Origin of the sequence: Streptomyces sp. NPDC005017, assembly GCF_042873115.1 — a bacterium.
GTDB lineage: Bacteria > Actinomycetota > Actinomycetes > Streptomycetales > Streptomycetaceae > Streptomyces.
The window spans coordinates 1-14874 of record NZ_JBIALD010000023.1 but is presented as its reverse complement, the minus strand read 5'-3'; the positions used below and the strand labels follow the sequence as shown (position 1 = coordinate 14874).

Sequence of the window (14874 nt, the reverse complement as noted above, 5' to 3'; positions counted from 1 at the left end):
GCTCTGCTCGCGGGCCGCCGCGCCGTCAACGCAGATGCTTGCCGAGGACCGCCGTCATCTGGCGGCACATCAGGTAGTTCCGCGCCCCATGGGGGTTGAGGACATCCAGCGACACCGTGATGTCCTCGTCCAGCCCCTCGAACCTCTCGCCCAGCCGACCCGGCGGCAGGGCCACCGGGTCCCCGACATCGGCAAGATTGACCCACACCCCCACCCCCGGCGGCCTGATCCCCCTGCCGTCCGGCGTCGGTGCGAGCCGTTCGAACACGACCCTCGGCACACCGAGCGGGCTCCCGAGCGTCACCAGCAACTCGATCCCCTTCCCCAGCTCGGGATCCGCGCACAGCGCCTCGTACGTCACCACGCTGCCCAGAGAATGAGCGAGGACCGCCCGCGGCCGGTACAGGCGAATCGCCTCGGCCACCCGCTGCCGCGCCTTCTCCCGCCGGCTCGTGTCCTGCGGGTCGAAGTAGCCGGCCAGCGAGTCGGAAGCGCGCGCCAGAAGATCGCAGAGGCTCTGGCCGAAGTGCCGGACCATCGCCTCGGCCGGCCTGCGGACCAGCCACTTGTGGGCGGCATTCTGACCGACCTCAGTGGCCCACTGCGCCCCGAACCTCTCCCGCCCGACTTCCTCGACCCAGGTGACGAACAGCTCCCGGCCCACAGGGTCCAGGCTCTCCACATCGGCCGCACCCATGGCCACATCGCGTGCAAGGCAGTCGGCGTAATAGGCCACAGGGAGTGCTTCCGGCATCGGCCGGCCCGGGGCGTACTTCGCTCCGCCCCTGCTCATCCAGCCCAGCCAGTCGGCCCCGATGGCCTCAGTCGCCGAGACCAGATCCTCGCCGGCTTGCGTGAAGTACTTGCCATTGCCGATCCCGTGCACCCCGAGAATGGACATCCGGCCCCCGCATCGTCCGCTACCGCCGGGCATCGCCGTGACGCCCGCGCTGACGACCATCGTCGCAGAGGCCGCAGGTTGACCGGCCCCACTTCCGGGAAAGGCAGGCACCTACTCTTCCCTGATCGCCCGGCGGTACAAGGGCTGATGCGGCACGCGCAATAGGGCGGGCTGACGCTCGGAGAGTTGGAGACGGCGGAACGGATGCGGCTGGAGGCATGCCTGCGCCGTTACGGCCGACGCTACTTGGCCCCCCGAGGCGCCGCCGGTCTCTGCCGTGCCTGCTCGGATCACCGCCGAGGGCGCGAGACGGAGTGGCCCGGGAAGCCCTCCGGGGTGAGGATGTGCGTTCGAATTTGGGTGAGCCGTGTTCTGAGGGAGGCATCGTACGCCTCTCTTTGGGCGCGCTCCTGGGCATGGTCAGGCGTCATCCGCCTTGTCGGCTGCGCCTGTTGGGGCGGCTGGGCGGTGGGGGAGCGAGGCGGTGAGGAGCTGCCAGGCGGTCTCGGTGGCCGTGTCCTGCTCCGGGCTGAAGGCGACGATGCGTTGGCCGGGGTCGCCGGGCAGGTCGAGGTTCTCGTAGTGCAGGGCCAGCACGCCGGCAGCGGGGTGTCTGAGCTTCTTCGCTCCGGCGGCCCGCAGCTCCACGTCGCCTGCTGACCAGTGGGTTTGGAAGGACCGGCTGGCAGCAGCCAGGTCGTCGATCAGCTGGGCTAGTTCGCTGTCCGCCGGGTGACGGGCGTGGACGAGCCGGAGTTGGGCGGCAGTGGCCGCGGCTACTTCTTCCCAGTCGAGGTAGAAGTGCGTGGCGGTCGCGCTCACGAAAAGGTGCCGGGCCAGGTTGCGTTGCGAGCCTGGTTCGCTCAGTACCGGCTCGAAGAGCCGTGCGCCCAGCGCGTTCGAGGCCAGGACGTCGAAGCGGTCGTTGATGACGAGGGCGGCGATCCCCGCCATGCCGTCGAGCATGCGCCACAGTTGCGGCCGGACCTCTACAGGCTGATGACCATTCGGATGGCGTGGAGGGTGGGCGAGGGCGATGAGGTGGGTGCGTTCCACCTCCTCCAGGCGCAGTGCCCGCGCGATGGCGTCCAGCACCTCCGAGGAAGGGCCGGCCGACCTGCCCTGCTCAAGGCGCTGGTAGTACTCCACGCTGATCCCGGCGAGTTGGGCGACTTCCTCGCGGCGCAGGCCGGGCACCCGGCGTCGGGCGCCGGGCCGGAGGCCGACGGACTCGGGGGTCACGCGGGCCCGGCGAGAGTTCAGGAAAGCTCCCAGGTTCTCCATCCCTTGATCTTCGCAGGGAATCCCGGTCTTCAGGCCGGGCGGGCATGCGTGCCTCGGCCCGCAGGCGCGCAGCACCGGATCTCCCTGCGCCTCGGGCTGCAGTCAGGTAGGCCGCTTCTGCTTCTCGATGTAGCCCTTGACGATGCTCAGTGGTGCGCCGCTGCATGACCCCACGAAGTACGAGGGTGCCCAGAACGCCGAGCCCATGCCGATTCGGTTGATCCGCCCGGTGTACTCGGCGCGCAGGTAGCGGGAGCTGACACCTTTGAGACTGTTGACCAGCCTGGAGTGATCGCCTTCGCCGTTGAATTCGATATGGCGAGGCGCAGGGTGGCCCTGGCAGTACCCGTAAAGGGAGGGCCTGGGGCGCATTGCCATGGGGCGGCAGGCTGTCAGCTGTACGCATCGCACGAGCCCGGAGGTCCGGACATGCCGACACGGTACGAGCGGGGACGAGCCCGGCAGGCCGAACTGGGTGGGGCCGGCGAGCTGCGGCAGCGGGTCTACGACTCGCTGGCCGACATTGCGCCGGACCTCCCGAGGCTGGCCGTCGAGTTCGCCTACGGCGACATCCACGCCCGGCCCGGACTCGACGCCGGGCGGCGCGAACTGGTCATCCTCGGCGTTCTTATTGGACTTGGCGGCCAGGAGGCGCAGATCGAGGCCCATGTCGGCTCCGCGCTGGGAGCCGGGGTCCAGCCGCTGGAGATCGTCGAGACGATCACGCAAGCCGTCCCGTACGCCGGTTTCCCCCGCGCTTTGGCGGCCATGTCGATCGCCCGCCAGGTGCTCGACGCACGCGGGCTGCTGCCCGTCCCGTCCCTCACGAAGGAGTGATCATGGAGCTTCAGGACCGTTACGACATCATCGAGACCTGCACCCGGATGATGTGGAGCGTCGACACCCGTGACTGGGCGTCACTGCCGGGACTTCTCGGCAACAAGGTGGTTCATGACTTCACCAGCATCTACGGGGGCGAGCCGCAGGTCTTGACGGCGGCTGAGGTGACCGGGATGTGGTCGAAGCTGATCGGTGCCTTCGACGCCACGCAGCACCTGCTCGGCAACCACTTGGTCACGGTCGACGGTGATCGCGGGATGCTGACCGCCTCCTTCCGGTCCGCGCACCGGCTAGCCAATCCCTACGGGTCGCCACAGTGGTCCCTGTACGGCACATACCGATTCGGGCTGGCCAGGACCACCACTGGTTGGAAGATCGATGAGATCGTCATGACCGCGGGCTGGGGCGAGGGGAACAAGGACATCCTGGCCATGGCAGGGAATGCCTCCGATTCGGATTGAACTCGCGCTGCCGGCCGCCTTGATGGCCTCGCGATCCCTGGTCAGGGCGGCGCGTCGCGCCCTGCTGCGTCCTTCGTGGTCACCTGTGACAAGGCGCCCTGGACCAGGCGACAATCCAGCACATGGATGACGCGTACCCACTGCTCGCCAGGCCGCCGAGCTGCTGCCCGAGGACGCCGTGGCGGAGAACGGCCAGACGGTGGCGGACGTTCGCGAGGACATCCAGCTCCAGGAGTGGGAGATGGCGCTGGACGTGCTCATCGAGATCGCGGATGCCCGTCCGGTGTCCACCGCTTTCTGGGAGAAGCTCGCCGAAGCCGCTCGGCAGATGATGCTCGACCGCACTCGCCGTTGGTGCGAGTGGCGAGGGTGGGAGGTCAGACATGGCACTATCCGTGCAACCTTGACCCTGCTGTCCGCTGACGAGGGCGGACGCCAGAGTGCCTTCTCCGGTGACGGCCGGCTCCGTCCTCTGTGGGACATCGGTCACCGCAGCGGGACAGCAGGGCGTGAACATCGCACGGCTCTGGGTGGAGTTCGCACCGCAGTTCGGCCAGGGAAGACAACCGACATCCGCCTGGCCCCCTGTGCTACGAGCGGTGGCAGCATCTGAAGCCCGGTGATGTGATCACCATGCACGAGGCCCGACCCGCTGTCGGAATCGCCGAGATCATCGAGGTCCTGTCGCCTCACGTCTGAGGTCGCTGGGAGGCCAGGAGTGAAGGTCCCGCAGGGCGCCCGGGCTGGAGAGGCGCTGGTTGTGGGCGTCTTCCCGAGCAGCATGGGCCGACCGTTCAGCCGGGCAGCCGATCGGCTGCGGGCGATGTGTCCTTTGCTGTCTCACTCGTTCGACCGAGGGTGGGTGTCGGGCGGCCGGGGAGAACCGACGCTGCGAACGATCCGAGCAGGCAGATACACGCCGCGGCGAAGCAGGCGACGTGAAAGCCGTGCATGAAGCTGTCCTGCACCGCGCCGACGAGCCGTTCCTGCAGTACCGGTGGTGCGTCCCGCGCGGTGGTGAGTGCCGCCGCCACGGACTGCTGGGCGGCGTCCACGGAGCGTGGGGGCAGCATGCCGAAGGCGGAAGCGTGCACGGTTGTTGCGGCCTCAGTCTCGCTCAGTGCCTACGTGTCTGGCCTCCTGTGTGGCAGGCCAGCCCGCCTGGGGTGGAATGTGTGCTGCTGCGTCCGTGTGGCGCGACACTGTCTCCAGGAGCCGTCGACGTGGGCGTCCGCTGTCGCCTCGACGTCTTGGGCGGCCGTCGAGGCGCAGAGGGTGTTGGTCAGCCGCAGGTGATGCCCGTGATGACCACGTTGGCGTCATTGCCGATCTTGATCCATGCGCTGACGCTGGCGCCCCTGCGGTCGACGGCGGGCTGGGTGATGCCGTGCGAGGGGCTGATCGCCGTAGGTGATCGCCTTGCCTGAGGCGGAGCGGACCATCAGTGTGCAGGTCTCCCATGCCAGCGGGTCCATGTCCGCGTACTCGAAGAAGCCCGCCAGCCGCTGCAGCTCCGCCTGACGCTCCTCCGAACGCGCTCGTGCCCGCTGCTCGGCGTTCCGGCGGCGTCGGGCTGGAGCGGCTGCCCGCTCCTCCGCGTCCTTGCGCCTGCGCTCGGCAGCGGCGGCACGGGAAAGGCCCAAAGATTCACGGGACGATCTCTGTCACCAAATATGACTGGCCCAGGAGTGCCCGCAGAATTCTCTCGGGCAAAACGCGCCGGGATGGTGAGGTGTCGGCACATACGCCGGACATCCGCACTTCATGCACTCGGTTACGCCCTCGTTATCGATGCCCACTTCCTTCAGCCTCGCACGGGCCTCCTGTTGGGCCATCCGGAGCTGCTCCTCGGCCTTGTCGAGTGCGGAGGCGTTCTCCGCGTACACGCCTTTTTGGGCGTCTGTCAGATCATTTTCAATCGTCATTGCTCTGTTCCTTTCCTGGGCGTCGATTCGTTGTTCATCCTCGGCTAATAAGTGGGTTGAATTGAGAGGTGTCCCCGGTCATTCACTCCGAAGGACTCCGAAATCAGAGACGGCAGAGTGGTCCCCCGTCGAGTGTGAGGGGGCGCAAGACCCGCGGGACTCTGCCGGGGCACGGCCGGTGCGGGATCTCACGTCCGAACACGACGCTGTCCGCCATGACGCCCCGGCCCGCCCGGCCGAAGGGGTCGTCGCGGTGGGTAGGGGCGCCGCCGGCCCGGTGTCGTGGCGGGAGAGATCCCGCAGGGGCGGGCCTGGACGATCCGCAGTCGCAGCGCGCGATCGCGGCTCCAGAGGCTTGCCGGGCTTCGACAATGACATCAACCTTGGTAAAGGCCGCTCCTGCAAGGGAATTGATCGGAGCGCCGCATGGCGCCGCGCTGCTCGACCTAGCATCGTGACTGGGTGGGTCCGGTAGGTCGCCGTTCGTCTGCGGGCTCGATGTGGTGGGACGTCCTGGCCGTTCTTGGCGCGAGCTGGTAGGTGCGAGGACGGACAGGGCCGGAGCGGCGCGAGACCGGGGAGGACCGATGTCGGCGAGAGGTCGCCGGTGGTGGCGGGGCAGGAGCGCCTCCAGCCCGCACAGCAGGCCCGACCTCCGCAAGGTGATTCGTACGCCCGTTCCACCGGCGGGCGCCCACCTCGTCGCGGTGGTCAGCCCGTACGGCAACGTCGGCAGGACCACGACCATCGCCGGCCTCGGCGCCGTGCTCGCTTACGAGCGGGACGACCCGATCATCGCGGTGGACGCCAGTGATGGCGCGTTGAGACGCCATACCCCCACGCACAACACGCGAGTGGACTTACGGCACTTGGCCGCCCGTGTCCGCGATTCCGGATCCGGTATAGGGGAGTTCACCTTCAGGGCGGCTTCCGGACTGGAGATCCTCGCCGACGACGCGGGCGCCACCGCACCGGGAGAGCCGCTTGACCCGGTCTCGTACAGCGCCCTTCTCACTGCCCTCAACTCGTACGGGGTCGTCCTCAGCGACTGTCCCACCGGCGTTGGCCATCTGACCACCTTCGTCGCGCTGACCGGGTCCGACCAGCACGTATTCGTCAGCAGCCTGTCCGAGTCCAGCATCGCAGCCACCGTCGACGCCCTGGCCACCTATCGTTACCTCGCGGATCGCAGTCACGTGGTCCTGACGGACGTCCGAGGCGGCGGGACGTCGCTCGATGCCCGTGAAGCCGCGGAACAGGTGGCGGGAGCCTGCCGCAGCGTCGTCGTCGTGCCGTTCGACGAACAACTCGCGCACGGTGGCCTCGCGAACCTGGAGCATGCGCGGGAAGCGACTTGGGAGGCGTATCGCGAACTGGCGGCGGTGCTCGCGAGGGGCTTCCCGCACACGAAGAACCGGCGTGTCGACGAGCCGGACGCGGCTCACCGTCGGCCCGGCGCGGGCGGACCCTACCTCGTCAGTTCGCCAACGCCCCTGATGCCGCCGCCCGATGGCTTGCCTGCTGAGCCGCCGACGCGCCCACCGTATCTGCGCGAGAGGCACCCGCGCGTTGTGGAGCCGCCGTCCACGGAACAGGTGCCGCCCCCAGAGGTCTTCGCTGCGCCCGACAGTCGGGACGACCCACAGAGCACTGGTTACGTGGAACTGCCGCGGGTCCACGACTCGAGCAGCGGTCTGTCCCCGCATGCGCCCTCTCAGAACTCCGCGCGACAGGGCTCCGAGGCACCTCCGACGGCTCCCGTCGAGGAACGTACGCCGCTGTACGACGCGCTGGCGGCCGACTGGTTCCAGGCGCGGCAGGACCAGAGACCCGGCGACGGCCTGACCCCGGCCTCGCAGCGGTCGCAGACTGCGCCCACCTCTCCACAGGGTCCCGTCACGCCTGCCTGGCGGGGCTCCGCGAACGACGACCTTGGCGGGCAGGCCGATCGGATCCGTCGACCGTCCGCGGGCGGTGTCACTCCTTCCGGCCTGCCGCGCCGGGTACCACGGGCCGACATGGCATCTGGTGGAGCTCGGCAGCAGCCGTCCGGGCCGCAGATCTCGCGGGCGCCCGAGGACGTGCGCGGCCGACTCAGCAGCCTGCGGCGGAAGACGGCGCAGGGACGTCAGGCCGGAACTGATCCCAGTGGCCGGGACGGCTCGTCGATGGAACCTGGCCGGAGCGGGGCCGACGGTGCGGTCGGGCACGAGTCGACGCTCGGTGGTTCACCCGCATCCGCGGCGCCGTCATATCGCGGCGACGCCCAGCAGAGCACCCCTCCGCAGACCTCGCCCGTTGCTCCGGTCCGACCGCAGGATCCGCCCTGGGCGAGTCAGGCGCCGTCTCCGATGCGCGGATTTCCGGTGGACGAGGAGGCAGACTTCGTCGACGGCGTCGGAGCGGCCCCACAACTCGCCGCGGGCGGCGGTGCCACCGGGCCGTCGCAGCGCGGGGAGCCCGCCCTCGGAATGGGCAGTGCATCGGCCTGGTCATGGCAGGAGCGGCAGCCAGCTCCCTCGGGCGGGGCGGAGGGACTGTCCGAACCGCATCACCTGGTCGCCGAACTGGCGGAGCAGGCCGCCCCGGACCGCGAGGTCCCCCTGCATGTACAGATCACCCGAGAGCCCTGGGCGCACAGTGCTCGAATGCGATCGTTCCTGGTGCCCGAGGGGGGTACGCGACTGACGATCACCGTGACCGCGCAGGGCCTGCGTGCGCTGGGAGATCTCACCCAGGAGCTCATCGTGTACCCGGGGAGCGATTCCGATGTCCTGTACTTCGGCCTGCGCACGATGGCTTCGGGTCTTCATCAGGTGACGGTCCGCGCCTTCCATCAGGGAACGTATCTGGGAGCGGTGCATCTCCAGATCTCGGTTACCGAGGGCGGGGTGACGAGAGACGGTCCGCGTCGGCGGGCGGTGCTGCCGGGCATCGCCTTCGAACCAGGAGAGGCCACACTCCAGGTCCACCGTGCCGAGGACGGCTCGTTCAGTTTCCAGCTGCTGAGCGAGACCTGCTATCCGCCGGAACTGTTCCGCTACCGCGGTGGAGATCCTAGCGCGGCGACCGAGCAGATCTACGACCAACTGCGCGAGGCGGCCACCCGAGCCGGCGGCGCTTCACCCGCCTCGGCGGCCGCGCTCCGAAAGCGGCTGAAGAACGAGGGCGTTCAGCTGTGGTCGTCGGCCGTTCCGGAGGCCGTACAGCGGCAGTTCTGGGAACAGGCGGACCGGATCACGTCCTTCACGGTCCTCGGAGAGCACGACTTCGTGCCCTGGGAGCTTCTCTACCCGCTGGACAAGGGTCACGACAACGGCTTTCTCGCCGAGTGGCTGCCTGTCGTGCGCCGCGTCTTCCGTCAGGACCGTGTCCATCGGATCGCCGTCCCGGGTGCCGCCTTCGTCATGCCGCCGGATTCACCCGCGGAGGCGCGAGTGGAGATAGCAGAACTGCGCAATCTGCTCGGGCGCGACGTGGTCGACGCCGGGTTGTTCACCGAACGTGAGGCTCTCACCGACCTGGTCGAGAGCGGCCATGCCGGCCTTCTGCACTTCGCCTGCCACAACGGCTTCTCCCGTTCCGGGTCCCGCGTTCGCATGGCCGATGGACACTTCACCCCCCGCGACCTCGCGACGGCTGCGCAAACCGGCAGCCTGCGTGATCACCAGCCCCTGGTGTTCTTCAACGCCTGTCGCAGCGCGGGGGAGATCCCATGGTTCAGTGACACGCTCGGGTGGGCCCAGACCTTCCTCAAGGCGGGCGCGGGGGCGTTCATCGGCACGCTGTGGCCCGTGCGGTCCGACTCGGCCATGCAGTTCGCGAAGGCCTTCTACGGACAACTCCTCGACGGCGGAATGCCCTTGGGGCAGGCATCGTTGGCCGCCCGCCGGGCCACCAGGGACCTGGACGGCGACCCGACCTGGCTTGCATACGCCGTCTACGGCAGCCCCGCCGCCACGGCCACGAGCCGAGCACCGACGTGATCTACGAGTCCCCTGCCGTTCCGAACGGACATACGGTGATCACCAGTCGTGGACGGGACGCGACCGTGTCCGTTGGGGCGAGGCCGTGCCGAGCTCATGTCCAGTGACGACCACATCGCCAAGAGAGCCAAGGAACAACCTGAAAACCTCGGTAATCGTGTCCATCATCGCGGGGAAGCCCGAGGCACCTGCGGCTGGCCCAAAACCATCAGAGGGTGACGGCGGAGTAACGCCGCACTGACGGCACTGCCGTACCGTCGATTCAGGCCGAGATTTCGACAGGGTGGGTATCTGTACTTCGAGGACAACGCGCGGCGGTCCCGCACGGGAAAGGCGGGATCTGCTCCACAGCTGAGAATCCTGCGACAGCGGTCGCTGGTGCGGAGGGTGACCATGAACAAGAAGCCTGCGTGCGGACCTGAGCGCGATCCTGAGTTCTTTGCCGAGATCGACAAGGTATTCGCCCGATACCCCGAAGCCGCCCGCAGATATTCGGTGCGTTGCTTGAGGCGCGAACTTGAGACGTTGAAGATCGACTTCACCAGGCAGGTGGGTCTGTCACGGGTTGAGGACGGTCGGATCATCACAGAGTTCCGTGATCGAGACGACGATGTGGTGCGGTCGTCACACCATGCCTGCTGTGTGTGGCACGAGGGCCACTGCTACGAACAGTGTCTGGAGTAGCTGGCTCTCTGCACCTTGCCGCAACGCCCCGGCCGCGGGGGAGCTCGGAGAATGGCCGCCCGAAGGGGTGGCCGATTGACCCGGCTCTATGGGCTGGGACGTGGGAGGGCTGACGGACGTGAGGCCGGATGCGTAGACCCCGAGGGCGCTCAGGTCGGCGATGAGTCTTGTTTGCCGTCGCTTGACCTGGTCTGGGTGCCGCTCGACCCACCACCTCGTCACTGGCGGATACGGCTCCCCGCTTGCCGGGCCGACGGCGGGCGTCCCGGTCCGACGGGACCCGGAGACCTGAGCGGTTCAGCGGGCTGCCGCGTGGCTGTGTCCGCCCTGCCCCGGTACGTTCCTACTCCCTCACCAGAGCCTGCACGGTGACCGCGACCGCTGCGGCCGGCGCAGCCTCCACCTGCTCATGCCGGCGCGGCTCCTCGCTCAGCGCAGCCGGCCCCGCAGCGCTCTCGCGTTCCATGTTCCCGATTCTGCGCCGCGGCCAGACGCCTGGAGACCCGGCCGTGCCGCGCACCGGCGAGCCAAGCGAGGTGCCGTTACCGAACCGGGCCAACTCCCCTCGCACGCTTGTGCGATGATGCTCGGAAGATCATCGCCTGGGGTGGGACCGGGTGCGCGAGAAGGGTGGGGCCCGGCGTGGCCAAGGGTGAGGGATCCATACCGGACGAAGAGTGGGAGCGCTTCCTTCGCGACGCCGAGAGGGGCACCGCGGGAGCGCCGCAGGAGCCGTCGGCGCGAGCCCGTACCGTGGCGCGGCGGTTGCGGGAGGGGAGCGACCGGCCGGCGCCTTGGCGTGGTCATCCGCCCGTACGTCGGCAGCGAGGAAAGGGCTGGTACGCGGTCGGTCTTGTGGTTGCGGTCGTCCTCCTGGTTGTAGCGGTGGATCCGGACCGGGTGACCGGGTGGTTCGACGGCGGAGACGGGGGAGACGGGAGTCCGCCGCTCGCCGTCGAGTCGGCACGGCCCGACCAGCCTCCGCCGACACAGGCGGCGGACACCCCCACCCTGGAGGAGCCCTTCAAGGGATCGCCTGCCTTGCGGTGGGGGAACGGGACGGCCGGGATCGGCGTGCCTGTCGCTCGGGCGACCGGGTGGATGAGCAAGGCCCAGGTCGCCCAGGCGCTGGAGAAGACCCGGGACTTTCTCGCCGCGTCCAGTCTGGATCGTGACGTTCTGCTCGGGGAGCGGCCGAAGAAGGCGATCGCCCTGATCAATCCTCACCAGCAGGACGTCCAGGACTACCTGACGGCCGCGTTCCGCTCGCCCACTCAGGAGAACGATCCCCGACTTCTGTTCAGCCGGTTCGAGAAGGCGAAGATCCGGCTCGTCGGCGACGTGGTCAAGGTGCGAGGGCGGATCACGTTCCGGGAGGGCGAGCGCGGTGCGCTGGAGGTGACCACGGATGTCACCTACGTGTATCCGGTCGCCCGCGCGGTGAAGGGCGGCGACGAGGTGACGCGGACCATCGTGCGCCGCGAGGTCGTGATGAGCTGGGACGACCCTGCGAAGATCATCATCGAGCCGGACACGTTCTCCCTCGTGTCCTACTCGGTGGACACGACCAACGGTGGCTGCGACACCTACACCGGCTATCTCACTCCAGAGTTCAGCGCGGAGCTCGCCTCCTCGCGCCCGGGGGACGGTCCCGAGGTCGATCCGTACGACCGGAGCACGTCGATGGAATCCCGGATGCGGGAGGCCGACGGCTCCGGATGCGGGACGGCGACGCGCTCCTGAAGGGCGGCGGTCCATCGGGCAGGTGCCGGGCGGTGAGGGCCGCCAGGAGGCCTGCTGAGGCTGGGCAGGCTCAGCAGGCCTCCTGGGGCCGGGTCCCGCTGCACGGTGACGGTGGGATGACGCCGTACTGACGGGGCGGCCGTACATTCGAAGCGGGGTTGACGATCCCGGTCGGGGTCCATCGATTCGGTGTTGCGATTCGACTTGAACCGGAATGCTCGGGCGAAAGCGAACAGCTCACCTTTCGCACAGCCGATGGGGATGTATTCGAGGGCCGGGTCTGCCGAGCAATACTGCCTCGCTGTTGAGCGATAGGGAATGAGCGGAGGTCGACCACGATGGACGATTTTCCCACCGCACCGTTTGATGCAAACTTTTCCCGAAATCTCGCTCTGCTTGTAGAGCCGCGACTTTCCGCGGGAGAGTCACTGCAGGACGTTCTGGCCGGGTGTTTTGCGCTGGCACAGGAAAGGGCGCTGCTACAAGATCGCCCAGTTCTGCCGGTGGATGCAGAGTTTTCCCTGTCGCTGTGGTGTTGGTATCCGTTGAAGCAGGAAGGGTTCTCGGTTCCTCAGTGGGTGACGGAGATGAGAAGGGACCTCTTCAAAGACGCCGCACTGGACAGTACTAAACTGGTTGAAGCAACGCCAGATCGAACACTTGAGTTGACCTACGACCAGCTGCAAATGGAACTTTCCAACGGTGAGTTCAGACGGCTCCTGTTCGATGATGTCCCTCAGGCGGAAGTCCACTTGGCGATGGAATTGTCATCGCCGGAGAGTATCCGCGAGGGTGATGGCGTCCATTCGGTCAGATCAAAATCGGATGAGGGCAGGCCGTCCTGGCGTGAGCGCGCCTTGGCGAGGATTGGAGAGCTCAGGTTCCAACTGAACAAGCTGGAGAGAGGAAACGGAAAGCTCGGCAAGGGTGAGATGGCGGCGGCTCGAGAGCATCTGCTGAACGCCGAACATGCTGCCAGAAACAAGCCCAGATGGAAGGCCAGTTGGTACGGCTCGGACGTTGACCGTGTCTATTCCAACCTGCACAAGGCGGAGATAGAGATTCTGCGCCTGACACCCGATGATGATCTAAGGTGGCAGGGTCCTGCAGTCCTGGCCGAAGTGAAGCATCACCTGGGCATCCAAGACCCACGCCGCCAGGCGCTCGAGCGTGAGTTGATGAGCTCGGACGGGAAACTCCTTCCTGATTTTCGGGAAGCTGCAGTGACTGCCCTGCAGGCGGCCAATGGCGCAGAGGAAATCGAGCGTGCGAAAGTCCGCTCATTCCGAAACTGCGTACTCCTGGCAATCGCGGGCATGTTGATCATTGCTGCGGCATTGGCCATCTGGGGAATTATCAGCCCCTCGACCCTCGCGCTGTGTTTCGATGATCCAAAAACAAATCCTGCATGCCCTGTGGGGACAGAGCCTCAGAGCGTAGATGTTGCGATTGTCGAGGTCGTGGGACTTGCCGGCGCCGCCCTTATCGGCACCCTTGCGCTGCGTCGCATCCAGGGCACCACGTTGCCGTACTCGATACCGGGAACATTGTTGCTGCTCAAGCTTCCGGCCGGCGCAGTCTGCGCCGTCGTCGGGCTTCTGCTGATCCGTGGGAATGTCATACCCGGCCTTTCGGATCTGGACAACACCGGGCAGATAATCGCTTGGGCGGTTCTGCTGGGAATATCGCAAGAGGTGTTCACTCGCATGATCGACCAAAGGGCCCAAGCAGTACTTGACAACGTTCGAACCGCATCCAAGGCGTTCGTTGACGAGAAGGGGTCTGCCGTCTCTGCTGCGCAATTGTGAGCTTCACGATCCGCGCCAATGGCGCGTATCACACCGCGTTTGAGATCTGGCGTAGCGATGGGCTGACGTGCTCGCTGTACCGCGGCGACGGGAGTGGCTCTGGACGAGGGGCTGCGCGAGCTCAGACCTTGGCGGTCGCCAGCAGTTCGGGAAGATTGCGCATGTCGTCGAACACGACTGTTCCCGGACCCTCCAGCCGCGAGGCCGGGGTGAGGCCGCCGCAGTATCCGAAGGACAGCATGCCTGCGGCCCGCGCTGCCTGCACTCCGTAGGCGCTGTCCTCGACCACCGCGCACCGCTCGGGTAGCACCCCCATGGAACGTGCGGCGTACTGGAAGAGGTCGGGTGCCGGCTTGCCTCTGCGGACGTCGGTCGCGCTGAAGATGCGGTTCTCGAAGTGGCCTGTCAGATCAACGATCTCGAGGCTTCTCCGGATGCCGGCGTGATCACCGTTCGATGCGACGCAGACGCCTGTGGTGAGGCGGCCCAAGACCTCTGCGACGCCATCGACAGCGGTCAACTCGGCCTCGAAGGCAGCCTCGTACAGATGCTCGTACTGTCGCTGCCAGTCCTTCTCCAGGCGCCGACCGACACGTTCCTCGACAGCTGCGGTGTAGACCTCGGTGGACGAGCCCACGAACCGCTCGATGATCTCTGCTTCGGTGAACGGATGGCGTCCCGCTGTGTGCAACACCGTTGCTTTTGGACTGCGCGCCCTGTCAAGGGGGCGGGACCCCTGGTAGTCCCTTTGGTGTCGAAGCCTGGGGACGAGTGATCCGGGGGTCCCGTTGTCTCAGAAGTCTGTCAGTGTCCGGTCCGGGGCGCCATCGTCGGACGTGTACGCGTCTGGTCAACTGGGCGAGTTGACGCAGGTCATCGACCTCGACCTTGTTGATGCGGTGCTCGATGACACCGGTGCCCACGAGCACAGGGTTCGGTTGCTGCCCTCCCGCGTGGTGGTGTACTTCGTGCTGGCCTTCGCGTTCTTCGAGAACGCCTCCTACCAGGCGGTGTGGGGCAAGCTCACGACGGGGATCGGGGCTCGGACGGCGGTCCGGCCGTGTGCTTCCTCGCTGTCGCGGGCCCGGCGTCGGTTGGGCAGTGCCCCGCTGCGCCGTCTGTTCGAGGTGCTGGCCGGCCCGGTAGCCGGCCGCGGCCAGGCCTGCGCCTTCTACCGGGGGCTGCGCGTGGTCGCGGTGGACGGCACCACGCTGACCGCGCCTGACGAGGAGGCCGTGACCT

At 67.4% G+C, this 14874-nt stretch carries 14 protein-coding genes; 8 read left to right on the top strand and 6 right to left on the bottom strand.

Annotated elements, in window-relative coordinates; genetic code table 11:
* Window positions 1-25 precede the first annotated feature (25 nt).
* From ACFYR0_RS28605 to ACFYR0_RS28595, 3 genes are all read right to left on the bottom strand, one after another.
* Window positions 26-961 carry a hypothetical protein gene (locus tag ACFYR0_RS28605; protein WP_389334138.1) on the bottom strand — a complete coding sequence of 312 codons (936 nt, stop codon included), beginning with the start codon at window positions 959-961 and terminating at the stop codon, window positions 26-28.
* A gap of 360 nt (window positions 962-1321) precedes the next feature.
* The gene (locus ACFYR0_RS28600) at window positions 1322-2185 is read right to left on the bottom strand and encodes a helix-turn-helix domain-containing protein (RefSeq protein WP_389334134.1); all 864 of its coding nucleotides are present in this window, start codon (window positions 2183-2185) and stop codon (window positions 1322-1324) included.
* Between the two features lie 102 nt (window positions 2186-2287).
* Window positions 2288-2563 carry a transposase gene (locus ACFYR0_RS28595; protein ID WP_389334131.1) on the bottom strand — a complete coding sequence of 92 codons (276 nt, stop codon included), beginning with the start codon at window positions 2561-2563 and terminating at the stop codon, window positions 2288-2290.
* 51 nt (window positions 2564-2614) lie between these two features.
* Between ACFYR0_RS28595 and ACFYR0_RS28590 the strand changes: the two genes are divergently transcribed.
* The 3 genes from ACFYR0_RS28590 to ACFYR0_RS28580 all read left to right on the top strand — a co-directional run bounded on the left by ACFYR0_RS28590 (window position 2615) and on the right by ACFYR0_RS28580 (window position 4099).
* Window positions 2615-3022 (top strand): carboxymuconolactone decarboxylase family protein, encoded by a 408-nt coding sequence (locus ACFYR0_RS28590; RefSeq protein ID WP_389334128.1) that lies wholly within the window; start codon window positions 2615-2617, stop codon window positions 3020-3022.
* Between the two features lie 2 nt (window positions 3023-3024).
* Window positions 3025-3486, top strand: a complete 462-nt coding sequence (locus tag ACFYR0_RS28585; RefSeq protein ID WP_389334125.1) for a nuclear transport factor 2 family protein — start codon at window positions 3025-3027, stop codon at window positions 3484-3486.
* A gap of 178 nt (window positions 3487-3664) precedes the next feature.
* Window positions 3665-4099, top strand: a complete 435-nt coding sequence (locus ACFYR0_RS28580; RefSeq protein ID WP_389334122.1) for a hypothetical protein — start codon at window positions 3665-3667, stop codon at window positions 4097-4099.
* 181 nt (window positions 4100-4280) lie between these two features.
* Here ACFYR0_RS28580 and ACFYR0_RS28575 read toward each other — a convergent pair whose 3' ends face one another.
* Window positions 4281-4541, bottom strand: a complete 261-nt coding sequence (locus ACFYR0_RS28575) for a hypothetical protein (RefSeq protein WP_389334119.1) — start codon at window positions 4539-4541, stop codon at window positions 4281-4283.
* A 609-nt stretch (window positions 4542-5150) separates the two neighbouring features.
* The gene (locus ACFYR0_RS28570) at window positions 5151-5411 is read right to left on the bottom strand and encodes a hypothetical protein (protein WP_389334116.1); all 261 of its coding nucleotides are present in this window, start codon (window positions 5409-5411) and stop codon (window positions 5151-5153) included.
* A gap of 707 nt (window positions 5412-6118) precedes the next feature.
* Here ACFYR0_RS28570 and ACFYR0_RS28565 point away from each other — a divergent pair.
* From ACFYR0_RS28565 to ACFYR0_RS28550, 4 genes are all read left to right on the top strand, one after another.
* Window positions 6119-9397, top strand: a complete 3279-nt coding sequence (locus ACFYR0_RS28565; protein WP_389334113.1) for a CHAT domain-containing protein — start codon at window positions 6119-6121, stop codon at window positions 9395-9397.
* Between the two features lie 393 nt (window positions 9398-9790).
* On the top strand, window positions 9791-10081 hold the full coding sequence (locus ACFYR0_RS28560; protein ID WP_389334110.1) for a hypothetical protein: 291 nt from the start codon (window positions 9791-9793) through the stop codon (window positions 10079-10081).
* A 642-nt stretch (window positions 10082-10723) separates the two neighbouring features.
* Window positions 10724-11824 carry a hypothetical protein gene (locus ACFYR0_RS28555; RefSeq protein ID WP_389334107.1) on the top strand — a complete coding sequence of 367 codons (1101 nt, stop codon included), beginning with the start codon at window positions 10724-10726 and terminating at the stop codon, window positions 11822-11824.
* A 338-nt stretch (window positions 11825-12162) separates the two neighbouring features.
* Window positions 12163-13632 (top strand): hypothetical protein, encoded by a 1470-nt coding sequence (locus ACFYR0_RS28550; RefSeq protein WP_389334104.1) that lies wholly within the window; start codon window positions 12163-12165, stop codon window positions 13630-13632.
* Between the two features lie 121 nt (window positions 13633-13753).
* Here the strand turns inward: ACFYR0_RS28550 and ACFYR0_RS28545 are convergent, their stop codons facing one another.
* Window positions 13754-14326, bottom strand: coding sequence for an HAD-IA family hydrolase (locus ACFYR0_RS28545; RefSeq protein ID WP_389334101.1), 573 nt, complete (start codon window positions 14324-14326; stop codon window positions 13754-13756).
* A 169-nt stretch (window positions 14327-14495) separates the two neighbouring features.
* Between ACFYR0_RS28545 and ACFYR0_RS28540 the strand changes: the two genes are divergently transcribed.
* Window positions 14496-14874: transposase domain-containing protein (locus ACFYR0_RS28540; protein WP_389334098.1), on the top strand; the 379-nt coding region annotated here is incomplete at its 3' end.